Annotated in this window: 22 protein-coding genes, 1 pseudogene and 1 riboswitch; of the genes and pseudogenes, 16 read left to right on the forward strand and 7 right to left on the reverse strand. The window is 67.9% G+C overall.

The genetic code is table 11. The annotated features are described in order from the left end of the window. Positions 1-18: 18 nt before the first annotated feature. The gene (alaS, locus tag EDC02_RS11755) at positions 19-2,664 is read right to left on the reverse strand and encodes an alanine--tRNA ligase (RefSeq protein ID WP_123604717.1); all 2,646 of its coding nucleotides are present in this window, start codon (positions 2,662-2,664) and stop codon (positions 19-21) included. 254 nt (positions 2,665-2,918) lie between these two features. Here alaS and def point away from each other — a divergent pair, with 254 nt between their 5' ends. Both def and tsaD read left to right on the forward strand, forming a co-directional pair. Continuing rightward, positions 2,919-3,473 carry a peptide deformylase gene (gene def / locus EDC02_RS11760; protein ID WP_123601979.1) on the forward strand — a complete coding sequence of 185 codons (555 nt, stop codon included), beginning with the start codon at positions 2,919-2,921 and terminating at the stop codon, positions 3,471-3,473. A 3-nt stretch (positions 3,474-3,476) separates the two neighbouring features. Beyond that, positions 3,477-4,529: a tRNA (adenosine(37)-N6)-threonylcarbamoyltransferase complex transferase subunit TsaD gene (gene tsaD / locus EDC02_RS11765; RefSeq protein ID WP_123601980.1), complete on the forward strand. Its 1,053-nt coding sequence runs from the start codon at positions 3,477-3,479 to the stop codon at positions 4,527-4,529. 142 nt (positions 4,530-4,671) lie between these two features. Here tsaD and metE read toward each other — a convergent pair whose 3' ends face one another. Beyond that, positions 4,672-6,909 carry a 5-methyltetrahydropteroyltriglutamate--homocysteine S-methyltransferase gene (gene metE / locus EDC02_RS11770; protein WP_123601981.1) on the reverse strand — a complete coding sequence of 746 codons (2,238 nt, stop codon included), beginning with the start codon at positions 6,907-6,909 and terminating at the stop codon, positions 4,672-4,674. Between the two features lie 115 nt (positions 6,910-7,024). Beyond that, positions 7,025-7,240: riboswitch (cobalamin riboswitch) on the reverse strand. A 178-nt stretch (positions 7,241-7,418) separates the two neighbouring features. On the opposite strand from metE, the gene EDC02_RS11775 reads away from it, so the two are divergent. From EDC02_RS11775 to EDC02_RS40205, 4 genes are all read left to right on the forward strand, one after another. Then, a complete protein-coding gene (locus EDC02_RS11775; protein ID WP_158632159.1) occupies positions 7,419-7,721 on the forward strand; it encodes a transposase in 303 nt (100 codons plus the stop codon). A gap of 508 nt (positions 7,722-8,229) precedes the next feature. After that, on the forward strand, positions 8,230-8,415 hold the full coding sequence (locus EDC02_RS11785) for a hypothetical protein (RefSeq protein ID WP_370461444.1): 186 nt from the start codon (positions 8,230-8,232) through the stop codon (positions 8,413-8,415). Beyond that, entirely contained in the window at positions 8,408-8,611 is a 204-nt protein-coding gene (locus tag EDC02_RS42345; protein WP_123601984.1) for a DUF5984 family protein, read from the forward strand. The genes EDC02_RS11785 and EDC02_RS42345 overlap by 8 nt, the downstream gene beginning before the upstream one ends. A gap of 49 nt (positions 8,612-8,660) precedes the next feature. Further along, positions 8,661-9,167 (forward strand): DUF5984 family protein, encoded by a 507-nt coding sequence (locus EDC02_RS40205; protein ID WP_255500586.1) that lies wholly within the window; start codon positions 8,661-8,663, stop codon positions 9,165-9,167. A gap of 29 nt (positions 9,168-9,196) precedes the next feature. Here EDC02_RS40205 and EDC02_RS42790 read toward each other — a convergent pair. The 3 genes and pseudogenes from EDC02_RS42790 to EDC02_RS11800 form a co-directional block, all read right to left on the reverse strand. Beyond that, positions 9,197-9,367: pseudogene (locus EDC02_RS42790) on the reverse strand (IS3 family transposase); the annotation flags it as partial. Between the two features lie 269 nt (positions 9,368-9,636). Then, a complete protein-coding gene (locus EDC02_RS40210) occupies positions 9,637-10,080 on the reverse strand; it encodes a transposase (protein WP_158632161.1) in 444 nt (147 codons plus the stop codon). Positions 10,081-10,227: 147 nt separating this feature from the next. Then, positions 10,228-10,839 carry a hypothetical protein gene (locus EDC02_RS11800; protein WP_233605876.1) on the reverse strand — a complete coding sequence of 204 codons (612 nt, stop codon included), beginning with the start codon at positions 10,837-10,839 and terminating at the stop codon, positions 10,228-10,230. 130 nt (positions 10,840-10,969) lie between these two features. On the opposite strand from EDC02_RS11800, the gene EDC02_RS11805 reads away from it, so the two are divergent. The 3 genes from EDC02_RS11805 (at position 10,970) to EDC02_RS11815 (ending at position 13,588) form a co-directional block, all read left to right on the forward strand. After that, positions 10,970-11,479, forward strand: coding sequence for an O-acetyl-ADP-ribose deacetylase (locus tag EDC02_RS11805; protein WP_123601986.1), 510 nt, complete (start codon positions 10,970-10,972; stop codon positions 11,477-11,479). 710 nt (positions 11,480-12,189) lie between these two features. Next, positions 12,190-12,558: an AbrB/MazE/SpoVT family DNA-binding domain-containing protein gene (locus tag EDC02_RS11810; protein ID WP_199757596.1), complete on the forward strand. Its 369-nt coding sequence runs from the start codon at positions 12,190-12,192 to the stop codon at positions 12,556-12,558. A 265-nt stretch (positions 12,559-12,823) separates the two neighbouring features. Beyond that, a complete protein-coding gene (locus EDC02_RS11815) occupies positions 12,824-13,588 on the forward strand; it encodes a site-specific integrase (protein ID WP_233605877.1) in 765 nt (254 codons plus the stop codon). Between the two features lie 190 nt (positions 13,589-13,778). Here EDC02_RS11815 and EDC02_RS39525 read toward each other — a convergent pair whose 3' ends face one another. After that, the gene (locus tag EDC02_RS39525) at positions 13,779-13,976 is read right to left on the reverse strand and encodes a hypothetical protein (RefSeq protein ID WP_148083431.1); all 198 of its coding nucleotides are present in this window, start codon (positions 13,974-13,976) and stop codon (positions 13,779-13,781) included. A 79-nt stretch (positions 13,977-14,055) separates the two neighbouring features. Here EDC02_RS39525 and EDC02_RS11820 point away from each other — a divergent pair, with 79 nt between their 5' ends. Further along, positions 14,056-14,433: a hypothetical protein gene (locus EDC02_RS11820; protein WP_148083432.1), complete on the forward strand. Its 378-nt coding sequence runs from the start codon at positions 14,056-14,058 to the stop codon at positions 14,431-14,433. A gap of 141 nt (positions 14,434-14,574) precedes the next feature. Here the strand turns inward: EDC02_RS11820 and EDC02_RS11825 are convergent, their stop codons facing one another. Next, positions 14,575-15,963: an IS1380 family transposase gene (locus tag EDC02_RS11825; protein WP_199757597.1), complete on the reverse strand. Its 1,389-nt coding sequence runs from the start codon at positions 15,961-15,963 to the stop codon at positions 14,575-14,577. Positions 15,964-16,240: 277 nt separating this feature from the next. On the opposite strand from EDC02_RS11825, the gene EDC02_RS11830 reads away from it, so the two are divergent. The 6 genes from EDC02_RS11830 to EDC02_RS11850 all read left to right on the forward strand — a co-directional run bounded on the left by EDC02_RS11830 (position 16,241) and on the right by EDC02_RS11850 (position 22,962). Then, positions 16,241-16,972 carry a transposase gene (locus tag EDC02_RS11830; RefSeq protein ID WP_233606310.1) on the forward strand — a complete coding sequence of 244 codons (732 nt, stop codon included), beginning with the start codon at positions 16,241-16,243 and terminating at the stop codon, positions 16,970-16,972. A gap of 387 nt (positions 16,973-17,359) precedes the next feature. Next, positions 17,360-18,217, forward strand: a complete 858-nt coding sequence (locus EDC02_RS41570) for a reverse transcriptase/maturase family protein (RefSeq protein ID WP_233605878.1) — start codon at positions 17,360-17,362, stop codon at positions 18,215-18,217. Next, positions 18,195-19,151 (forward strand): group II intron reverse transcriptase/maturase, encoded by a 957-nt coding sequence (locus tag EDC02_RS41575; RefSeq protein ID WP_233605879.1) that lies wholly within the window; start codon positions 18,195-18,197, stop codon positions 19,149-19,151. Before EDC02_RS41570 ends, EDC02_RS41575 begins: the two co-directional genes overlap by 23 nt. A gap of 78 nt (positions 19,152-19,229) precedes the next feature. Beyond that, on the forward strand, positions 19,230-20,042 hold the full coding sequence (locus EDC02_RS11840) for a transposase (protein ID WP_233605787.1): 813 nt from the start codon (positions 19,230-19,232) through the stop codon (positions 20,040-20,042). 274 nt (positions 20,043-20,316) lie between these two features. Further along, positions 20,317-21,600, forward strand: coding sequence for an IS256 family transposase (locus EDC02_RS11845; RefSeq protein WP_123604599.1), 1,284 nt, complete (start codon positions 20,317-20,319; stop codon positions 21,598-21,600). A 228-nt stretch (positions 21,601-21,828) separates the two neighbouring features. Then, on the forward strand, positions 21,829-22,962 hold the full coding sequence (locus EDC02_RS11850; protein ID WP_123601988.1) for an IS701 family transposase: 1,134 nt from the start codon (positions 21,829-21,831) through the stop codon (positions 22,960-22,962). Positions 22,963-23,088 lie beyond the last annotated feature (126 nt).

Here is a 23,088-nt window from a genome sequence, read left to right on the forward strand (position 1 = left end):
GAGGTCTGCCGGGTGGGGTCATGCCGCTGCGGTGAGGTCGCGCAGTCGTGCCAGCAGCTCAGCTGGATCTCCGGTGGCCTTGCCCTGGGCGAACGCGGCATTGCCGCCACCGCGGCCGGCGAGCAGCTGCTTGATCAGGTCAGCAGCGGAGAGCCCACGTTCGACGCCGGTACCGGTGACAGCCACGACGACACCTGGTCCGGTGACGACGCCGACGACGCCCGGACGGCGGCCCAGCCGGTCGCGGACCTTCTCCGCGAGGCGTCGGCCGTCGCAGGTGGCGGTGACCCCGACGTAGGCCACGCCGCCGAGGTCAACAGCACCGGCAGCACAGCTCTCGGCATCGAGTTCCGGCAGCCGACCGCGCAGGTCGTTGGCCTCACGTTCGGTCTGCTTCATCCGGGACAGCAGGGCAGCCACCCGGTCGGGCAGTTCCTCAGGCCGGGCTTTGAGCTGGGCGGCGAGCTGGTGCACGAGGTCGCGTTCGCGGGCCAGGTACCGGAACGCCTCGATTCCGGTGACCGCTTCGATCCGGCGTTGGCCGGCACCGACCGAGATTTCGCCGGTCACGGCCAGGGGGCCGATCTGCGCGGAGCGGTCGACGTGCGTCCCGCCGCACAATTCCCGGGACCATTCGCCGCCGATGTCGACGACCCGGACGGTCTCGTCGTAGGTTTCGCCGAACAGCGCCAGGGCGCCCTCGGCGCGGGCGCGTTCCAGCGGCAGGTACCGCACCTCGACGGGCAGGTCACGGCGGATCGCGAGGTTCGCGACCTCCTCGACCTCGCTGCGGGCGGCGTCGGACAGGCCACCACGCCAGGCGAAATCCAGACGCAGGTATCCGGGCCGGTTGTACGAGCCGGACTGCAACGCGGTCGGCCCGAGCACCTGGCGCAACGCGGCGTGCACGACGTGGGTGCCCGAGTGCGCCTGACGGGCGCTGAAGCGCCATTCCGGGTCGACCGCGGCGTGCACGACGTCGCCGACGGCGAGGCCTCCATCGGAGATCCGGACAGTGTGCGCGATCAGGCCTTTGACCGGCCGCTGCACGTCAATGATCTCGGCCCGCAGGTTAGGTCCGGTGAGCGTGCCGGTGTCGGAGTCCTGGCCGCCGCTCTCGGCGTAGAACGGTGAGCGGTCCAGCGCGACGGTGACGATGTCGCCTGCCTGGGCCGCGGCAGCGGGCGTAGCGACGGACCAGATCGCGACGACCGTCGACTCGGTGTCGAGGGTGTCGTACGCGACCCAGTCTGTCGGGCCCTGGGCGTCGAGCACTGTCCGGTACGCGGACAGGTCGGCGTGGCCGGTTTTGCGGGCTGTCGCACCGGCCTTCGCCCGGGCGCGCTGCTCGGCCATCAGCGCCCGGAATCCGTCGGCGTCCACGGTCAGCCCTTGCTCGGCGGCGATCTCCAGAGTGAGGTCGATCGGGAAGCCGTACGTGTCGTGCAGCTGGAACGCCTTGTCCCCGGAGAGCACCGGATGTACGGCCTTCTTCGTCTCGGCGATCGCCGAGACGAGGATGGTGGTGCCGGCGCGCAACGTGCCGAGAAAAGTGTCCTCCTCGGCGTACGCGGCGGCGGCGATCCGGTCGAAGCCGGCGGCGAGTTCCGGATACGACGGGGACATGCAGTCACGGGCGACCGGCAGCAGTTCCGGCAGGGCCCGGCCCTGCCAACCGAGCAACCGCATGGCGCGGATCGCGCGCCGCATGATCCGCCGCAGCACGTACCCGCGGCCCTCGTTGGACGGGGTCACCCCGTCGCCGATGAGCATCAGCGAGGTCCGCACGTGATCGGCGATGACCCGCAGGCGTACGTCGTCGGGATGGGACTGGGTGGCCGCATGCCCGGACCGGAGGCCGTAGCGCTTGCCGGTCAGATCGGCTGCCCGGGACAAGATCGGGCGGACCTCGTCGATCTCGTAGAGGTTGTCGACGCCCTGCAGGATCGACGCGATCCGCTCCAAACCCATCCCGGTGTCGATGTTCTTGGCAGGCAGCTCACCGACGATCCGGAAGTCCTCCTTCGACACGACGTCGGCAATCTCGTACTGCATGAAGACGAGGTTCCAGAACTCCAGGTACCGGTCCTCGTCTGCCTCCGGGCCGCCCTCGGCCCCGTAGGCGGGGCCCCGGTCGTAGTACAGCTCGGAGCAAGGGCCGGCCGGGCCGGGAATGCCCATCGACCAGAAATTGTCGGCCTTGCCTCGGCGCACGATCCGCTCGACCGGGACTCCGGTGGTGAGCCACAGGTCGTACGCCTCGTCGTCGTCCAGGTAGACGGTCACCCAGATTCGCTCCGGGTCCAGGCCGAGGCCGCCCTCCTCGACCGGCTTAGTCGACAGCTCCCAGGCGAGGCGGACCGCACCGGCCTTGAAGTAGTCGCCGAACGAGAAGTTGCCGTTCATCTGGAAGAACGTGCCGTGCCGGCTGGTCTTGCCGACCTCGTCGATGTCCGGCGTCCGAACGCACTTCTGCACTGAGGCTGCGGTCGGGTAGGGCGCAGGCCGCTGACCGAGGAAGAACGGGACGAACTGCACCATCCCGGCGTTGATGAACAGGAGGTTGGGATCCGAGATCGCCGGCAGCGGAGCCGACGGGACCACCGTGTGCCCGTTCGCCGCGAAGTGGGCCAGGAACCGCTGCTTGATCTCCGCCGTGCGCACCAACACCCCCTTGTTGCATATACTTTGCAACTGCATCATATGCGTGACAGGGGAGGCGGATACGGGGTGCCCAGTACCCGCTACTGCGGCTCGCGCCCAGACCGCCGGGGTGGCGGCAGATCCGGGTGCAACGCACAACGGCGTCGTCACCTACGGTGATGCACCGGCCGCCGATCCACCGCCGACCGAGGCCATGACCACAGACCCACGGGAGCTTCCTGCCAATACTTTGCGGTTGCCTATAATTTGCAGTTGTGCAGACATCGACCGGCACCCCACACCCCATCACCAGATACGGATCCCCCGTCCTGCACCGCCGTTGTGCCGAGGTGACGGTTTTCGACGACGCCCTCACCGGGCTCGTGGCCGACATGTTCGCCAGCATGTACGCCGCACACGGCGTGGGGCTGGCCGCCAACCAGATCGGCGTCGACGCCCGGATCTTCGTCGTCGACTGCCCTGACGCCACCGGCGACCACACTGTCGCCGCGATCGTCAACCCGGTCCTGCACCTACCGGAACAGCGGGAGTTGATCACCGACGTCGAAGGATGCCTGTCCGTACCCGGCCAGCACGCCGACCTGGTCCGCTGTGCCACCGCCACCGTCACCGGGTTCGACGTACGCGGAACGGAGATCCGGCTCGACGGCACCGGCACCCTGGCCCGGTGCTTCCAGCACGAGGTCGACCATCTCGATGGCCTCGTCTACGTCGACCGGCTCCCGGCCAAACTTCGCAGGAGGATCATCACCGCCAGCGCCGAGCATCCCGGCGTAGGCGCAGGCGTCAACGCGACCCCGGACCGCTGACCGATGCCCATCGTCCTCGGCATCGAGACCTCCTGCGACGAGACCGGCGTCGGCATAGTCGCCGACGGGGTCCTCCTCGGCGACGCCCTCGCCACCAGTATGGACGAACACGCCCGCTTCGGGGGGATCGTCCCCGAGGTCGCCGCCCGCGCCCACCTGCACGCCATCACCCCGATGGTCCGCCACGCCCTCGACCACGCCGGCATCAACATCGGCGAAATCGACGCCGTCGCCGCCACCGCTGGCCCCGGCCTCGCCACCGCAGTGCAGGTCGGCCTCGCCGCTGGCAAGGCCTACGCGCTCAGTCTCGGCGTACCGCTCTACGGCGTCCACCACCTCGCCGGCCACGCCGCCGTCGACGTCCTCGAACACGGTCCCCTGCCCGCCCGCAGCGTCGCGTTGATCGTCTCCGGCGGGCACACCTCCCTCCTACTGGTCGGCGACCTCGCGACCGAGCCGGTCATCCACCTCGGCGACACCGTCGACGACGCCGCGGGAGAGGCGTTCGACAAGGTCGCCCGCCTCCTCGGACTGCCCTACCCCGGGGGTCCCGCCATCGACCGGGTCGCCCGCGACGGCAACCCCGACACGGTCGCCTTCCCCCGTCCCATGACCGGACCGGCCGACCCGCCCTACCAGTTCTCCTTCTCCGGCCTCAAGACCGCAGTAGCCCGCTGGGTCGAGAAACACCGCGAACACCCCCTGCCGGTAGCTGACATCGCCGCGTCCTTCCAGGAGGCCGTAGCTGACACCCTCACCCGCAAGGCCCTGACTGCCTGCCGGGACCACCAGGTCGACACGCTTCTGCTCGTCGGTGGCGTCGCCGCGAACAGCCGCGTCCGCGCCCTCGCCGAACACCGTTGCGCAGCCGCCGGCGTCCGGCTCCGCGTGCCCTCGGTACGGCTCTGCACCGACAACGGCGCCATGATCGCAGCACTCGGTGACCTGCTCGTGCGTGCCGGCGTCACCCCCGACCGGCTCAATCTTGGCGCCAACCCGTCCGCCGTCCTGGACGGCGCGCTCCTGTACGGACACCGCCAGAAGCGAGCACCGTGAGCAGTCCGGCGTAGCGTGATTCCATGTCTTGTAGATCAGCGCCCGCCGAATCCGTAGGCCAGGCGACACGCACCGTTCATGGCCTACCCCGGGTCCGGCCCGGGCGGACACCTACGTGGTGTCCGCCCAGGCGCCAGCCTCGTCAGTTCCCGCGCAGCTGCGCAGCGGCGACGACCAGATGCCGCAGCGACGCCTCGACCTCAGCGTAACCACGGGTCTTCAGACCACAGTCCGGGTTGACCCACAACCGCCCGGCCGGTACGGCCGCAACTGCCCTACGGAGGGCCTCGACCACCTCGTCGCGGGAGGGCACCCGGGGCGAATGTATGTCCCACACCCCGGGGCCGACACCGCGCCGGTAGCCGATCGCAGCCAGATCGTCGAGGATCTCCATCTTCGAGCGTGACGCCTCGATGCTGGTCACATCGGCGTCCAGCGCATCGATCGCGGCGATGACCTCACCGAACTCCGAGTAGCACAGGTGGGTGTGGATCTGAGTATCATCGGCGACGCCGCTCGTCGCCAGCCGGAACGCGCCGACCGCCCAGTCCAGGTACGCCTGCTGGCCGGCCCTACGCAGCGGCAGGGTCTCCCGCAGGGCTGGTTCGTCGACCTGGATCACCCGGATTCCGGCCGCCTCCAGATCCCGGCATTCGTCGCGCAGGGCGAGCGCAACCTGGTCGGCGGTGTCGGCCAGCGGCTGGTCGGTACGGACGAACGACCAGGCCAGGATGGTCACCGGGCCGGTCAGCATGCCCTTGACCGGCCGCTTGGTGAGGGACTGGGCGTAGGTGGACCAGTCGACCGTCATCGGGGCCTTGCGGGCCACGTCGCCATGGATGATCGGCGGGCGGACACAACGGGAGCCGTAGGACTGGACCCAACCATGCTCCGTGGCCGCAAAACCGTCCAGCTGTTCACCGAAGTACTGCACCATGTCGTTACGTTCCGGTTCGCCGTGCACCAGCACATCCAGGCCCAGCTTCTCCTGCAGTCGGATGACGTGTTCGACCTCAGCGCGCATCCGCTCGACATAGCCGTCGTGGTCGAGCCGACCAGCCCGGTACGCGGCGCGGGCCCGACGCAACTCGTCGGTCTGCGGGAACGACCCGATCGTGGTCGTCGGCAACTCCGGAAGCCCCAGCCGCTGCTGCTGCGCGGCCGCCCGATCCGGATAGTCGCCACGCAGGCGGTCGGCGGGGCCGAGGGCTGCCAGCCGGGCACGCACGTCGCCGCGCCGCCACCCGACCGAAGCGACCGGCAGAGGTGGGGGCAGTTGCGCGATGCCGTCGCGCAGCGCCCTGCCGAGCAGGACCACCTCATCGACCTTCTGCCGGGCGAACGCCAGCCGGGCGGACAGCTCCGGGTCGAGCCCGCCTTCGACCGCGAGGTCGACCGGGACGTGCAGCAGCGAACAGGAGGTGGCGACGGCGACATGGTCGGCCAGCCCGGCAACGTTCGCTCCGACAGCGACGGCGGCCTGCAGGTCCGTACGCCAAATGTTGCGGCCGTCCACCAGCCCGGCGACGATCGTCCGGCCGCGTAGCGGCCCGGCTGCGGCGAGCCGATTCATACTTGCCGGCCCGGCCACCAGGTCCAGGCCAATCGCCTCCACCGCCGTGTCCAGCAACGCGGGCAGGGCGTCACCGAGTTCACCGAAGTAGGTGGCTACGAAGATCCTCGGCCGCTGAGTGACCTCCGCGAGGCGGGCGTAGGCGCCGCGCAGGGCGTCAATCTCGGCCGGGGTGCGGTCGGCGACGTAGGCCGGCTCGTCCAACTGCACCCAGGCCACCCCTGCAGCCGCCAGCGCGGCGAGGATATCGACGTACACCTCGACCAGCTCGTCCAGCCGGGAGAACGGGTCGTCGCCCTTGGCCAGCAGCAGGAACGTGGCCGGCCCGACGAACACCGGTCGAGTGGTGATACCCAGCTCACGGGCTTCGGCGTACTCACCCAACGCCTTCGCCGGGCTCGGACGGAAGACGAGGCCCGGGTCGATCTCCGGCACCAGGTAGTGGTAGTTCGTGTCGAACCACTTCGTCAGCTCCAACGCCGGCTCGACGTCGGCCCCGCGCGCCATCGCGAAGTAGGTGTCCAACTCGCCGAGCCCAAGCCGGGCGAACCGGCCAGGGATCGCACCAACGGCGACAGCGGTGTCGAGCACGTGATCGTAGTAGGAGAACGTGTTCGACGGAATCGCGTCGAGCCGGGCGTCGGCCAACGTCCGCCAGACCTCGGACCGCAGCTCAGCGGCGGTCCTCTCCAATTCCTCGGCGCCGATGCCGCCCGCCCAGTAGGCCTCGAGGACCTTCTTCAGCTCACGGTCGGCGCCGATGCGCGGATAGCCGAGCACAGTGCTCTGCCCGAATGCGGTAGTCACCAATGGGTCCTTCCCTCGAAGTGCCCGGCGGACACGGGAGGGGAGGAAGGCAGGGTACGGCGAGGTACCAGCTTCCGCCCTGGCCCTCCCGAGGAGCCGCCGGCGGCGCACACCGTGCGGCGTGCGCAGTGCTGGCAGGTCTTCGGACTCGTGGGCGTGACACGTCGGTCGCCTACTGGCCGTCGCTTCCCAGACCTTACGGTCCAGTGCTTCGTTGACGGCGGTCGTTCCCACTCACCGCTGCGGGGCAGTCCCGGTCTCACACCGGGTTCCCTCTTACGACGCCCCACCCAACCTACGGACGGGACGAACCAACACCGTCCGCCATCGTACGGGCCGTACCGTCGCGCCAGTGTCCGCCGCACGGGACACCGCAGAATTTCGATGCCCGGTCGACGAATCTGGGATGCCCACCTGGGGCCATACGGTCTTGGGCCTGACCCGGTTTGACGGACATCCCAGGTCAGAGGGGCTGTGTGCTCCTCGGGAGGATGTTCATCATGGAAGGCATGGGCAAGAAACCACGCCGGCCGCGCAGAGCGTTCACGCCGGAGTTCAAGGCGGAGATCGTCGAGGTGTGCCGGCGGGGTGACCGGACGATGGCGCAGGTCGCGAGGGACTTCGACCTGACCGAGACCGCGGTACGCGAGTGGGTCAGGCAGGCAGACCTCGACAACGGCACCCGGTCGGACGGGTTGACCAGCGAGGAACGCGACGAGTTGGCGCGGCTGCGGCGGGAGAACCGCCGGCTCCGCGAGGACGTCGACATCCTCAGACGGGCCACGGCTTTCTTCGTGTTAATGCCAGGCTGATCGATGTCCGGCGGGGTTCGCTCGTTTCTTCGTTGCCCCGGCCCGCGCGGCTGGTGGCTTGTCCTGATGTGCGGCCCCGTCGGACACCGCGCCGGGCGGGGAGTGGCTTGATAGGAGCCTGCGAACGCTCGATTGAGGCATGCCCCCTCGTCCGGCTCGTGGACCTGCCCCCTGTCTGCGGTGAGGAGCCGGCATGACCGTGATCGGAACCGACGCCCACAAACGCACCCTACGCTGGTCGCAGTTGACGACCTTGGCCGCAAGCTAGGTGAACGGACCATCGCCGCCACGGACGAGGGCCATCTCCAGGCACTGGAGTGGTCCGCCCGATGGACCCAGGTGACCTTCGCCGTCGAGGACTGCCGGCATATGACCCGCCGGCCGGAACGTGACCTGCTGCGCGCCGGGCAGCGGGTGGTGCGGGTGCATACCCGGCTGATGGCAGCTGCGCGTAGTCGCCGCAGCACACGGGCATCGCAGCATCGTGCTCGGTGCGTGGGGGTGCGGGGTGTTTCGCAACGATCCCGCGACCGTGGCCGACGCGTTCGCCCAAGCCTTGGACGCGGTCGCTCACTTCGATCACGTGGTGTTCGCCATCCGCGACAACCTGCCCGGAACACCGGTCCGCGCGGCGTTCGCCGAACGTTTCAGCCCAACGGCCGGCGAGCGGACCAGCGGCGACCCTTGTGGCTGACCACCGCCCGGTACGCCAGACACAACCGGCAATCCGCTTCCAGTTCCAGCTACGCCCGCTGGACCAGGTGCACCCCTGGGGTCGGGACAAACAGACGCTGCACTGGTTCGGACTCACCGAAGGCTGGTACTGGCTCGACCTCAACGGACATCAGCTGCTGCGCTACTCCGCCGAGACGGTACGCCGACGGCCATGACGATCCGCCGTACGCCGACTACTACGTCGTACGGCTCTGGGAAGACCTGCTGCAGCTACTCCCTACGATTCTGGAACCGATGCCCGCCGACCTGCTGCCCTTCATCGAAGCGGACGCCACGACCTGGACCGCCCGAGACGACGAATCCGATGCAGACACCACGGCCGAGGAGTGGTGCGGCGATCACTACCTGGACTTCGGCTACCTACGTAACGCCCCGAAGGTGCGCTGCTGGCGCACGATCAGCACCGACGACGACACAGTGACAATCGACTGGTGGAACCAGCGCCTCGACCCGGACGACGACATCGTCTTCACCGGCCCAGTACGGGGACGGATCGCTTTCTGCACTCAGCAGTTCACCGACGCGGTGCGCGATCTGGATCGCCAGCTGATGGTTGCCATGGACAAGCAGGTCAGTGAGTTGGAGCGGCGCGGTTCTCTGCCCGGCGTCGAACTGGATCTGGTCGCGTTGCGCAACGAGCACCGCCAGCGCACCACCTGGCTCGCCCACGCCCTGGACCGGACGCCAGCGACGAGCCAGCCGGTGACGTAGCGGGAGTAGATGTCGATGACGACGTAACACCGGTACCAGACGCCTTTGACAGGTCCCTTCAACGCGGTGATGTCCCAGGACCACACCTGACCGGGTCCGGTCGCGACCAGCTCGGGCCGTACCCGGGGTGGGTGGGTCGCCAGTCGGCGTCGTTCCCGGCTCTGCCCCGCCGCGCGGGCGATGCGGTACATCGTGGACATGGAGCAGTGGTAGCGGCCCGCGTCGAGTTCCCGCGCCCACACCTGAGGAATCGCCAGATCGGCGTAGGCAGGCGAGTTCAGCACCGCGAGGACCCGGTCACGTTCGGCCGGGCTCAGCGCCTGCGGCGGCGGGTTCCGGGGCAGCCACGGCCCGTGTCGCGGACCGACCGGGCGCGCCCGCCGGTAGTAGGTCGCCCGCGAGGTCCCGGTCAACGCGCACGCCCGCTGCACCGAGATGTCCGCATCGCGCAACTCGCCGAACACGGCGGTCAGGACCTCCTCGGCGGGTTGTCGTTGTCCGCGCTCTCGGAGAGTTCTTCCAAGAGCGCGTGCGCTTTTCCCATGATGTCCAACGCCATCCGGGTCTTCTTCAGGTCCGCCTGCAGTTTCTCGTTCTGCCGGCGCAGCTTCTCCAACTCGATCTGTTCCGCGGACTTCTTCACCCGCGACCCGACCGCCGCGGTGCCGGCGCCCATCGCCGCAGGGGCATCGGGGCCGAGTTGCCCGGCGTCGCGGGCCCGTGTCCATTCGACGATGTGCGACGAGTACAGGCCTTCCCGGCGCAGGATCGCACCCTTCTCTCCGTTCGGGGCGTTCTCGTACTCGGCAACCATCGCGAGCTTGTATTCCGCGCTGAAGACCCGCCGCGACGGCTTCGGCGCCGGATCAGCCCCGCCGCTGGCCGCCGACTGCTTGCCAGATGAAGTGGACATGTACACAAGGATCTCCGATCCCCGCCCTCAGGTCAGCACCCCACTCACACGGGGTGTCTCACACCACCTTGACCAAGAAGGCAAATCCCCTCCGGTCCGCAGGTTCTCTAATCTGCTGCCGATCGGGCGTACCGCCGGCTGGTCAGGTCATTGATCTTGCTCATAGTCGCGGATGTCACCGCTGGCGAGGATGCCGTCGAGGAAGTGTCGAAAGACCGGCCAGGGAAACGTCGGGCTGCGGTGCCCGATAACTGTGACCTGCCCTGCGGGGGCCGGTACGAACGGTCCGCCACCCGGTTGGAGGTCGGGGATGCGTACGTCGATGTAGCCATCTGAGCTGTCTGTCGGGTTGACCTCGTAGAGCTCGTAGCACCAGCCGTCGTGCTGGCCGTCATGGTAGGACGTGACCTCGAAAGCCTGGCTCGCGAAGCGCCACGAGTTCACGGATAGAGAGAGGTCACCGCTCGCGGTCGCGGTCGCGGTCGCCGGGTCGGACACGATGTCGCCGGATGCCTCGACGAAGCGGATAAAGCGCAGCAACACCGGCCAGGGCAATGGCCCTCCAGCGAAGGCCACGTAGGCATAAGTCGCGTCCGCCGGCGTGAACGGCACACCGGCAGGCGTCGTATCCGGAATCACCACGGCGACCCCGCCGGAGGTTCGGTACCACCCAGTCAGCTCATAGGTCCATGCGTCCTCCGGCAGGAGGTACATCGAGTTGATCTGGAAGGTCGTCCCGTTGTACGTCCACTCTTCCACACCGGCAGGATGCCAGGCCCAAAGTGCGAGGTAGTGACCTGCGGGGCACGACGCCCGGATCTGCCGCCGATCGGTCGGGGAGCCTACGTGCGGGCAGGTATCGCTACGTCGCGTGTGCCAGGATCCTGCTGTGACAACGATCGAGATCGTCCAGGGCGACATCACTCGGGAACACGTGGACATCATCGTCACCGCCGCGAACGAGTCGCTGCTCGGCGGCGGCGGTGTCGATGGTGCCATCCACCGCGCCGCCGGACCTCGCCTGGCACAGGCCGGCGGCGCGATCGGTCCCTGCGAGCCGGGCGATGCGATGGCGACCCCGGCGTTCGACCTCGACCCGCCGGTTCGGCACATCATCCACACCGTCGGACCGATCTGGGAAGGCGGTGACCACGGCGAAGCCGACGTCCTGACCTCCTGCTACCGACGTAGCCTGCAACTCGCCGACGAACTCGGCGCCCGGACCGTCGCCTTCCCCGCGATCGCCACCGGCGTATACGGGTTCCCTCCCGACCAAGCCGCCCGGATCGCCGTGGCAACGATCAAGACCACACCAACCGCAGTCCAACGGATAAGACTCGTCGCTTTCGACGAAGACACCCGGGAACACCTGCAAGCGGCAATGGTACGCAGCGACTGACGAATCCGGATCTGCCGCGAAGCGCTCGTCACTGACGGTAGCGACAGTTTGCGCCTAGCTCCGGGCGCCTGGGCAATGGCGACCGTGATCTGGTCCGGGACCAGGTGTTGCGAATTGAACACCGAGTGATCTGGAGGATCGTCGTCAGGTGTGCCCGGAAGCGTTGGCGGGCGGAGTGGTGGAACGCGGGTTCACGCGACACGCCCCGTCCTGGGTCGGCTCGCGGGTACAGCGTCAGCTGCGGCCTGCTGGTGGGCGCCGTCGTCCGAGAGACGATCATCAGCCGCGAGCCCAGGAGGTCTTCTCCAGGCCGACCGCAGCTTCTCCTTGCACAGGCTTGACGCAAGCCGAAACCGCACTTCGCTGCTCCCCCAGAGCTTCGCCAAATGCGATCTGCGGCACCGGCCAGTGAGGCTGTAGTATCAGCGCATGCGCACTCAAAGTGCGCGTAGCTGCGGACGGTGGGGATTCGAGTCCCCCCTCGGACACAAGTTTTCCGCAGCTATGCGCAGGTTCACGTGTTCGTGTTCAAGCGTCTTTGAACACCTCATCTACCCTGTCTCGTCCCGATCGCTAATCACCTGCTGCGGGCGGGGGTGGTCGTGGTGACCACCTCGTTCGTGCCGCCGGTGATCCCCAAGGTGGCCCCGGGCGGTGGTGGCGGCACCGGCCCTGCGGGTCGGGCTCGAGGGCCGCTTCCCATACCGGCTTTGGCAGCCGGATACCCACGGGCGTCGGACACCGCGTACGCGTTGAGCGCGGTGGACAAGAGCGGCCGGGTCGCCGATCGCAGTATCGTCCGTGTGCTCTGCTGGATGCCGGGCACCCGGCTGGACATCCGCGAGAAGGCCGGCACCATCGTGGCCCGCCCAGCGGCTGACGCTGTGCACTTCATCGACGATCGCGGCCATCTACACCTGCCGTTGGCGGTGCGTCGGTGGTGCGGCCTGACCCCCGGGGACCGCGTGCTGCTCGCTGCCATCCGTGCCAGCGGTGTGCTGGTGGCGCATCCCCTCGCGGTGCTCGACCGGCTGCTCGCCGATGTTCACGCCGCCGTCGAGGGAGGTGAGGCGTCGTGAGTCGCAGCGTTGCCGGGCGGCCGGAATTGGAGGCGGCCCGGCTGTTGCTGGAGCGAATGGGCATCGCCCCGTCCGACCTGCTGGACGTACGGCCGACCCGTCCACCGGCCCCGACGTTCGCCGAGTACGTGCCGGTCGTGGCCGCCGCAGTGTCGCCAGGTACCCGGCGTGCGTACGGCTCGTACTGGAACCGCGTCGTGGAGGCATGGGGCGATCGGTGTATCGACGAACCCCGCCCCTCGGAAATCGAACAGCTACGCGTCAGGTGCAGGCCAACGTGGTGGCCCGACGCAACAACCGGGGCGGCCGATCCGCCGCCGAGCACTTGGTGGCCGCGCTGCGCTGCCTGTACCGGCGGGCCGTGGCGGACGGATACCTCGATGCGGCCGACAACCCGGCGCTGAAGGTGGACAAGCCGCGCCGGCTGCCAAGTACCCGACGCGCGATCGGAGACGCACGCCTGGCCCAGATCAACGAGGTGGCGGCCAGCACCGGCGATGACCCGGCTCTGGACGCACTGCTAATCCGGCTACACACCGAGACGGCCTGCCGCCGCGGCGGGGCGCTCGGGCTACGCCTGAAGGATCTGGACACCGACCAGTGTCTGATCTTCTTGCGGGAGAAGGGCAGCACCTCCCGCTGGCAGCCGGTCTCGCCGACGCTGACGCGACACCTGTTAGCCCACCACGCTGAACGCGGCGACGGCGACCGGGAGGGGCCGCTGTTGCGCTACCGCGACGGTCGCGCGCTGACCTACCGGCGCTACGACTATCTGTGGGCGCGGATCGGGCAGCATCTGCGGTGGGTGCACACCCAGCAGATCAGCACCCACTGGCTACGGCACACCACCCTGACCTGGGTGGAACGCACCTACGGTCACGCCGTGGCCAGCGCCTACGCCGGCCACACCGACGGCGGCGCCAGCGGATCGACAGCAACCTACGTGCGGGCAACACTTCACGAGGTCGCGGTGGCGTTGGCCGGCCTGACCGGTGAGGAGCACCCGCTCGCCGCAGAAGCCTGGAGATGATCACGGGTGGCCTCCCTCGCTCGTGGGCGAGGGAGGCCACCCATTTCTGCCGGGGTACGTGGCAGCAACCGAATGGCGCGGGCCGCACCCAGTGATGTCAATCCGGAACGGAATGTCGGCGTACGTAGGGGACCTGTCCGCACCCGCAGCACTGGGTCCGCCGCGCGGCGTCTACGGCATGGCGGTGACGTCACCACTCACCGCGGTCCGGTCCGCTGGGCAGACCCATCCACCGGGCGGCGACCGCGCGGGCCAGGGCCTGATCGAGGTCCAGGTGGGGGGTGTCCATGTCCAGGTCGAAACGGCCGTAGAAGTGGACGTTCTCGTGGTGGGTGGGCCAGTGCCACCACTTCGGTGGGCAGCTTGGCCAGGCCCGTCCGGGTGGCATCCACGGCGGCGTATGCAGCCCCCGCTCGCGGCACCCGGCTACCTTCGGGCCGGTTATCACGACTGAGGAGCGGGAGCCCATGCCAGACGTCAATTGGAGCACTGTGTGGACCGCCGTCGTTACCGCCGGCTTCGTCACGCTGGCCATCGAGTATGCCGCGAAGCCTCGGCTGGAGGCCCGCAAGGAGGACATCCTCGCCGGGCTGCGCGCCCGCCGTGAGGTCAAGACGCTGATCGTGCAGATGACGATGGCGGCGCAGAAGTACGGCGCCGTCCTGCCCACGGGCGTCGACCGCGAACTTGGGCAGCGCTGGAAGGAAGAGCGGGACCGCCAGTACGACATGGTGGTCGACCGCGTACGTCAGTTGGTCAACGGGCTCGACCTCTACGCCGGCACCTACCGAGAGCCGCTACTTAGCCTCGATCCACCGACGCGGTTGCCGCTAAATGTTGGTTGAACATTTCTGTATTGGGGTGGTGGGGCGGGCGTGAGGGAGTCGCCGATCACGTGATCGGCTTGCTCCGAGGGTGAGGGTTCGAGGTGGAACGGGGATTGTGGCCTGTGGTCGGGCCGCCTGGTTTCGGCTGGTGGGGTGTGGTCAGCCGGGTGCCGGCTGGACGGCGGTGAACAGGTTGTCGAACGCCGCCTGCCAGGGCCAGTACTCGGGCAGGTGTAGGTGGATGGTGCGGGCCCGGTGGGCGAGGCGGGCCGCGACGGTGATGATCCGGGTCCGGATGGTGGCGGGTCTGGCGGTCGACCAGGTGCCCGCGGCGAGGTGTCCGGCGGCGCGGGTGAGGTTGTGCGTGATCGCGGCGCAGGTCAGCCAGGCGTCGTTGGCGCTGAAGTGTCCGGAGGGCAGGTGGGCGAGGGGCCCGGCGATCAGGTCGGCGTTGACGTGCTCGATGATCGCGTGTTGCCGGTGCTGGGCTTCGGCCTGGACGAGGGTGTACGGGCTGTCGGTGAACACGGCGTGGTACCGGTAGGTCGGCAGGAGTTCGTCCTGGCCGGGGATCTGTTGCGGGTCGTCGCGGCGGACGCGGCGCACGATCAGCCGGGCGGTCGCCTCGTGTCGGGTGCCGGCGAACGCGGTGTACGTGGTTTCGGCGATCTGCGCGTCGGAGATCCACCGGCCGGCGTCTTCGTCCCAGACGGCCTGCGGATAGGTGATGTCGACCCACTGGTCGGCGGCGATGCCGTCGCACGCGGCGCGGATCTTCGGGTCGATGCGGCAGGTGACCGAGAACCGCACGCCACGACGCCGGCAGCCGCTGATCACCGTCTTGGCGTAGAACGCCGAGTCCGCTCGCACCATGATCTCCCCCGAAGCGCCGCATGCCCGGGCGGTCGTGATGGCCTCGGCGATCATGGTGGCGGCGCCCCGGGCCGAGCCGGCGTTACCCGACCGCAGCCTCGTGGCGGCGATCACCGGCGCGGACAGCGGGGTGGACAGCGTCGCGACCAGGGGGTTGTAGCCGCGCAGGTAGACGTTGTAGCCGCCGACCTTGGCGTGGCCGAACCCGATGCCCTGCTTCTGCTTGCCGTACACCCGCCGCAGCATGGAGTCGATGTCCACGAAGCACAGGGTGTCGGCGCCGGTCAGGATCGGTGCCCGGCCGGTCAGACCGATCAGGGTGTCGCGGGCGGCGGCCTGTAACTGCCGTACGTGCCCGTGGGTGAACGTACGCAGGAACGACCCGAGTGTCGACGGCGCGTACACGCCGCCGAACAGCGACCGCATGCCGCCGTGCCGGGCGATGTCGAGGTCGTCGATGCTGTCCGCGCCCGCGAGCATCCCGGCCACGATCGTGGCGACCTTGCCGGCCGGGTTCGCGCCCTTGTCCGTCGGTAGCCTGACCCGGTCTGCGACCGCGTCGTGCAGACCGGCCTGCTCGGCAAGGCGCATCACCGGAACGAGACCGGCACACGACACCAGATTCGGATCGTCGAACGTCGCGCGCACCACCGGCGCGTCCTGGCGTATTCTCACCTGCGAGGTGCCCTCTCGAACCGAGTGATAGAAGCGTCAGAACTCCTATCCTTCCAGTTCAGAGGGCACTTTCTGTAGCCGGGGTCCTGCCGGTCAAACCTTCATCGGTGGATCGAGGCTTAGCCTCCCCCAGTCAGTGGGAGAATTAGGTCATCGAGGCCGGTAAGGGAAAGATGCACCTGGCCTGCAAGGATGTGAGTGTCGAAGTCATATCCATAGCAGAAACGGGTGCACCTTTCCGGTGAGTAAGAGTACGGGATGGGCCACACGGTTGCGGGTGGCCGTGGGCGGCAAGGGTCTGGTCGGGCACGCGGGCGCGGTGTTGCTGCGGCAGTGCGCGGACCGGACCGGTCTGACCTCGGCGTTGAACAAGGTCCTGCCGCGCGGGAGCGGGCCGGGGTGGTGGGACCGGGGCACGGTGCTGGTCTGTCTGGCGACCGCGATCGTGCTCGGCGCGACGAGCATGTCCGATATCGGGCTGTTGGCGCATCAGGCCCTGGTGTTCGCGGATCCGCCGTCGGAATCGACCGTCCGCCGCGCTCTGGCCGGGCTGGACGAGACAGCGTTACGCCGGATCGCCACCGCGCGGGCGAAGGTCCGCGCCCGGGTATGGGACCTCCTCGCCCGCCGGCCGCAGGGATTTCCGTGGCTGACCGTGGCCGGGAAACCGTTGACCGGGTGGGTGGTCATCGACATGGACGCCACGTTGATCACCGCGCACAGTGACAAGCAGGGCGCGGCCGCCACCTTCAAGAAGGGCTACGGACACCACCCCCTCGGGGCGTGGTGCGCCAACACCGCGGAAAGTCTGGCCATGCTGCTGCGCCCCGGCAACGCCGGATCGAACACGGTCAGCGACCACACTGCGCCACGAGGCGCTCTGTCATATCCCCAGCACAGTTGGGAAGAATTCGAAGGGAAATTCTTGGGTCCAATGGCTCACCTGGATCTGAAAAGTGAAGGGAACCGTAGCATGCCAGGAAATCACCGCTCGTGTTCAGACGCATGAAACGAGGCGACGAGGGACCCGCGCGTCATGGTTAAAGCTGGATTGCCTGAACCCCAATTCCCGGTAGGTGAAGCGGCTGACTCCCGCCGGAAAGGCGTCTGCAACCGGCGTCACGCTCTGCGTCGACATGATGTGGTGGTCGGCGCAACCTTCGGAGCGTGGAACGGCTCCCAGCGAGGGAGATCAAGGGAATGAGTGGGGAACCTAAAACGCGCTATTACGTATGACAGGGACGAACGTGGGATCACCTGTCGGGTGCGAACCCTATGGTGACAGAGGCCCCGTATTAGTCGTCGGAGTCACGCCCGACCAGGGAGGACGGGAAGGCCGTCCACAGGGCGAAGGGGGCCAGGTGGCTGGATACTCAACGACCGTGAGGTATGCGTAATGCAGAACGCCGAAATGGTGCTGAATGTCCTACGTGAACGCGGAAGGCGTGGCCTGCCGTGCAACGAACTGTACCGACAACTGTTCAACCCGAGCCTGTACCTACTGGCCTACGGCCGAATCTACTCCAACGACGGAGCGATGACGCCTGGGGCCTGCGGAGAAACCGCCGACGCGATGTCTTTGGCCAAGATCGACCGCATCATTGATGCGATGCGCCACGAACGCTACCGATTCCAGCCAGCACGACGCGTCTACATTCCCAAAAAGAATGGAAAACGGAGACCCCTGGGTCTACCGTCATGGTCGGATAAACTCGTCGGCGAAGTCGTCCGCCTTCTGTTGGAGGCGTATTACGAGCCGCGATTCTCCGATCGCTCACACGGTTTCCGTCCCAACCGTGGCTGCCACACCGCACTAAACGAAGTGGCAACCACCTGGACTGGGACGACCTGGTTCATCGAGGGAGATATCGCCGACTGTTTCGGAAGTCTTGACCATGAGGTCATGCTGTCGATCCTGGCGGAAAACATCCACGATAACCGGCTCCTCCGGCTCATCAAACAGATGCTACAAGCCGGGTACTTGGAGGACTGGGAGTATCACGCAACACTCAGCGGCGCCCCGCAGGGTGGTGTGGCATCACCGATCCTTTCCAACATCTATTTGGATCGGTTGGACAGATTCGTCGAGACAGTGCTCATCCCGCAGTACACCCGAAGGGCTGGCAGAACACCCAACCCTGCCTACCACAGGATATCGGCCGCTATCAAAACGCGCTTACCGGCGCGGCGATCGGATAGCGGCACGCCGGCTGCGTGTGGAACGACGTGGCATGTCCGGATGGGACACTCATGATCCCGAATACCGGCGGCTACGATATTCCCGTTACGCAGACGACCACCTCCTCGGGTTCATCGGACCCAAGGCCGAAGCCGAGCAGATCAAACAACGCCTGGCCCAGTTCCTGCATGACGACCTCAAACTGGACCTGAGCCAGGACAAGACCTTGATCACGCATGCCCGCACCCAGGCTGCGCAATACCTCGGCTACGAGGTCACCGTCCAACACAGTCAGTGCCGCCCCAGCGTCAACGGCAGCATCTGGCTGCGGGTTCCCCGGACGGTGATCACCGCCAAGATCGCCCCCTACCTCGAACGCGGTCAACCCGAGCGCCGCAAGGAGTTGATGAGCTGGGACGACCACGCCATCATCAGCACCTACGACGCCGAGTACCGGGGCGTGGTTCAGTACTACCTGCTCGCCGGCGACGTGTCGAAGCTGAAACGGCTTCGGTGGGTCGCCGAAACGTCGATGCTCAAGACCCTGGCTGCGAAGCATCGCTCGACGGTGATGAAGATGGCCCGCAAGTACAAGGCCAAAATCGTCACACCGCACGGGCCGCGCACCTGCTTCCAGGCCATCGTGGCACGGCCGGGCAGGAAACCACTGGTCGCCAGGTTCGGTGGTATCCCCCTGAAACGGCAGAAGAAGGCGGCCATCAACGACCGCCTACCAGCCCCGATCACCACCCGTCGTAAAGAGCTGGTCATCCGGCTCACGGCGGGACAGTGCGAGTGGTGCGAGCGACGCGGCCCGGTGGAAACCCACCAGGTCCGCAAGCTCGCCGACCTCGACAAGCCGGGGCGACCACAGCCCGCGTGGGCGCAACTCATGGCCCGGAAACGCCGCAAGACCCTCGTGGTCTGCGCGGACTGCCACAAGGCCATCCATGCGGGACAGCCAACCGCGACACTCACGGAACAGCCGCTGGAGAGCTACGTGCGCTGAAAGGTGCCCGCGTGGTTCGGACCGGGGGCCGTTGGAAAAGGCGCCGCACACAGCGGAAACCTCGCCAACGGCCTACCGGTGTTTCGGGTACTCGACGACGCGATCGCCCAACTACCGGCGTCCTACCGGCGGAAGATCCTGATCCGCGTCGACGGCGCCGGCGCCACCCACGACCTCATGACACACCTGGAGCGGCTGAACCGGACACGACGCAACGTGCGCTTCACCGTCGGCTGGACCATCACCGCCGCCGACGAGACCGCCATCGCCCGGCTACCCGAGACCGCGTGGACCGACAGCCTCGGCCAGGACGGCACCGCCACCACCGGACAGGCACACACCGCCGAGCTGACCGGCCTCAACCAACGCCTCGACAACTGGAACACCGGGCTACGGCTGATCGTGCGACGCACCAGAGCGTCGGCCCGGCACGCGAAGAACCTCACCGCCCTGGAACGATCCACCGGCTGGCGATACGCGATCGTCGCCACCAACATCGGTCGCCTCGGACGGGTAGCCGGCTCGCACCAGCCACAATGGCTCGACGCCCTCCACCGCGCCCACGCCGGCGTCGAGGACCGCGTCCGCACCAACAAGGCCATGGGCCTACGGAACCTGCCCTCCAAGGACTGGACCGTCAACCAGGGCTGGGTCCTCGCCGCGAACATCGCCGCCGACCTCGACACCTGGACCCGGCTCCTCGGCCTACACGACCAGGCCGACCTCGCCCACGCCGAACCCGACACCCTGCGCTACCGAATCCTGCACCTCCCCGCGAAACTCGCCACCCACGCCCGCCGCACGATCCTGTCCATCCCCGACACCTGGCCCTGGGCCGAAGCGTTCACCCTCTGCTGGCAACGCCTCAGCCTGATACCCCCACCCACCTGACCCCCAACACCGGCCCCTACCAGCAGAAAGACGCCACCGGCACCAGGAGGACCGGCGCACCCGCAGCGACACGCGGCGAACCGACCCCCACCCCGAGTGGACAAAACGGTCAGCCGAACCGGACTACCAGGGATCAACACCCTCTGACGGATTGAGGCTAAGCCTCGCGTTTAGCGTCTGAGCTTTGCTTCTGTCGCTCTGTTGAGGGACTGGCATGGGACGGCCGGGTGTGTACAACTAACGGCGGATCTGCTGATCAAGGGAGATGCGCCAGATGACGACCGAGACCACCATCGAGCAGGAGCCCGCAGGCGGGTCGGTGGGTACGGCCACGGATGAGCAGTTGATCGCGCTGCTGGTGGACCGGGCACGCGGTGACGGGCTGAAGCTCACCGGTGAGGGCGGTCTGCTGCAGCAGCTGACCAAGCGGGTCCTGGAGTCCGCCCTGGAGGGCGAGATCACCGACCACGTCGGCTACGACAAGCACGACCCGGCCGGCAAGGGCACCGGGAACTCCCGTAACGGCACCCGGACGAAGACCGTGCTGACCGACGTCGGCCCGGTCGAGGTACGGGTCCCCCGGGATGTCGCGGGGACGTTCGAGCCGCAGATCGTGCGTAAGCGCCAGCGCAGGCTGTCCGGGGTGGACGAGCTCGTGCTGTCGTTGTCGGCCCGGGGGCTGACGCACGGGGAGATCGCCGCGCACCTGGCCGAGGTGTACGGCGCCGAGGTGTCGAAGCAGACGATCTCGACGATCACGGACAAGGTCATCGACGGGATGACCGAGTGGCAGAACAGGCCACTCGACCCGGTCTACCCGGTCGTGTTCATCGATGCCATCAATGTGAAGATCCGGGACGGGAAGGTCGCGAACCGGCCCATCTACCTGGCGATGGCGGTCACCGTCGACGGCCACCGGGACATCCTCGGCCTGTGGGCCGGTGACGGCGGTGAGGGCGCGAAGCACTGGCTGCACGTGCTCACCGAGCTGAAGAACCGGGGCGTGGCCGATGTGCTGATGCTCGTCTGCGACGGGCTCAAGGGCCTACCGGAGGCGGTCGAGGCGGTGTGGCCGGCCACCATCGTGCAGACGTGCGTGATCCACCTGCTGCGCAACTCGTTCCGCTACGCGGCGCGGCAGGACTGGGAGAAGATCGCCCGAGCGCTCAAGCCGGTCTACACCGCGCCGACGGAGGACGCGGCGACGGAGCGGTTCCTGGAGTTCGCCGAGGCCTGGGGGCGGAAGTACCCGGCGATCGTGAAGCTGTGGGAGAACGCCTGGGCCGAGTTCGTGCCGTTCCTCGCGTTCGACGTGGAGATCCGCAAGGTCATCTGCTCGACGAACGCGATCGAGTCCGTCAACGCCCGGATCCGCAAAGCGGTCCGCGCCCGCGGGCACTTCCCCAACGAGCAGGCCGCGCTCAAGTGCGTGTACATGGCGTTGATGAGTCTGGACCCGACCGGCAACGGCCGCCGCCGGTGGACCATCCGGTGGAAGGCACCTCTCAACGCGTTCCAGATCGCCTTCGAGGGCCGGCTCACCCCGGCCAACCTCTGACCACTTCAACAACCAAGATCAGCCGTTAACTTGACACTCCCGGACGGCCACCTGATCACTCTGTGAGGAAGAGACGAATCTTCTCGGGGAGGTTCAGGTGGCCGTTGTTCGTAGTGTCGGGCAGGTCGGTGGTGGTGACCAGGGTGAACTTCGCCGGTTTAGTACTGCAACGGCGGGTCGTTGCTTCGGCTGCTGATCGTTCGTTGGTTGGCTGTGGTGGATGCGCAAGTGGTCGGGTCGTGGGATGCCGGGTTGGAGGAGTTGTTCTTCCGGTTCGCGCATCGGTTTGAGCGGGTGGAGCCCCGGCGGCGGGCGTGGGCGTATGCGCGGGGGTTGTTGGCGCCGTTGGAGCGGCGGAACGGGTGGACTCTCGCGGAGCAGGCTGGGCATGTGTCGCCGGACGGGTTGCGGGGCATGCTGTGCAGCGCGGCGTGGGACCGGGACGCGGTCCGCGATGACGTGCGCGACTACGTCGTGGAGCGGATCGGCGATCCGGCCGGGGTGCTTGTCGCCGATGAGACCGGGTTCATCAAGAAGGGCCGCGCCTCGGCGGGAGTCCAGAGGCAGTACTCGGGCACGGCGGGCAAGACCGAGAACTGTCAGATCGGCACGTTCCTGTGCTACGCCACGGCGCGGGGTCGGGCGTTGATCGACCGGGAGTTGTACCTGCCGAAGTCGTGGACCGATGACCGGGACCGGTGCCGGGCGGCGGCGATCCCGGAAGAGGTGGAGTTCGCCACGAAGCCGCGGCAGGCACAGGCCATGGTGGAGCGGGCGATCGAGGCGCGGGTGCCGTTCTCGTGGTTCACGGCGGATGAGGCCTACGGGCAGAACCCGGGCCTGCGGGGCTGGCTGGAGGATCAGGACATCGCCTATGTGATGGCCACCCGCTGTGACGACGAGGTGCCCTCCGGACTGCACACCACCCTGCGTGTCGATGAGTTGGTCGCGAGGGTGCGTGCGGGCGCGTGGCAGCGCCTGTCGTGCGGCGATGGCGCGCGCGGGCCACGCCGCTACGACTGGGCCCGGGTACCGATCCGGCGCACCTTCGCCCACGGCCGCCGCGGCTGGGTCCTCGCCCGACGCTCGATCAGCGACCCTGACGAGATCGCCTACTACGTCTGCTTCGGCCGACGCGGCACCCGACTGCGTGAGTTGGTGCGGGTCGCCGGCGGTCGTTGGTCGGTGGAGGAGTCGTTCCAGACCGCGAAGAACGAGGTCGGCCTGGACCAGTACCAGGTCCGCCGCTACGACGCCTGGTACGCCCACATCACCCTCGCGATGGCCGCCGCCGCGTTCCTCGTCGTCACCCGCGCCGCCGAGGCCGCAAAGGGGGCACCACCCCAAGCGAGCGCAGCCTGATCCCGCTGAGCGGCAACGAGGTCCGCCGCCTGTTCGCCTACCTCGTCCTCATCGGGCGTACCGCAGCTGATCACGTGCTGCACTGGTCAACCTGGCGCCGCCGTCGGCAAGCTCAAGCGAAAGCCT

Origin of the sequence: Micromonospora sp. Llam0, assembly GCF_003751085.1 — a bacterium.
Taxonomy (GTDB): domain Bacteria; phylum Actinomycetota; class Actinomycetes; order Mycobacteriales; family Micromonosporaceae; genus Micromonospora_E.

Excerpts from the sequence above, each read along its gene's own strand:
- tsaD (WP_123601980.1), top strand. The coding sequence starts at position 3,477 with ATGCCCATCGTCCTCGGCATCGAGACCTCCTGCGACGAGACCGGCGTC.
- EDC02_RS11775 (WP_158632159.1), top strand. The coding sequence starts at position 7,419 with ATGGGCAAGAAACCACGCCGGCCGCGCAGAGCGTTCACGCCGGAGTTC.
- EDC02_RS40210 (WP_158632161.1), bottom strand. The coding sequence starts at position 10,080 with ATGTCCACTTCATCTGGCAAGCAGTCGGCGGCCAGCGGCGGGGCTGAT.
- EDC02_RS39525 (WP_148083431.1), bottom strand. The coding sequence starts at position 13,976 with ATGCCACCCGGACGGGCCTGGCCAAGCTGCCCACCGAAGTGGTGGCAC.
- EDC02_RS11820 (WP_148083432.1), top strand. The coding sequence starts at position 14,056 with ATGCCAGACGTCAATTGGAGCACTGTGTGGACCGCCGTCGTTACCGCC.
- EDC02_RS41570 (WP_233605878.1), top strand. The coding sequence starts at position 17,360 with ATGCAGAACGCCGAAATGGTGCTGAATGTCCTACGTGAACGCGGAAGG.
- EDC02_RS41575 (WP_233605879.1), top strand. The coding sequence starts at position 18,195 with ATGTCCGGATGGGACACTCATGATCCCGAATACCGGCGGCTACGATAT.
- EDC02_RS11845 (WP_123604599.1), top strand. The coding sequence starts at position 20,317 with ATGACGACCGAGACCACCATCGAGCAGGAGCCCGCAGGCGGGTCGGTG.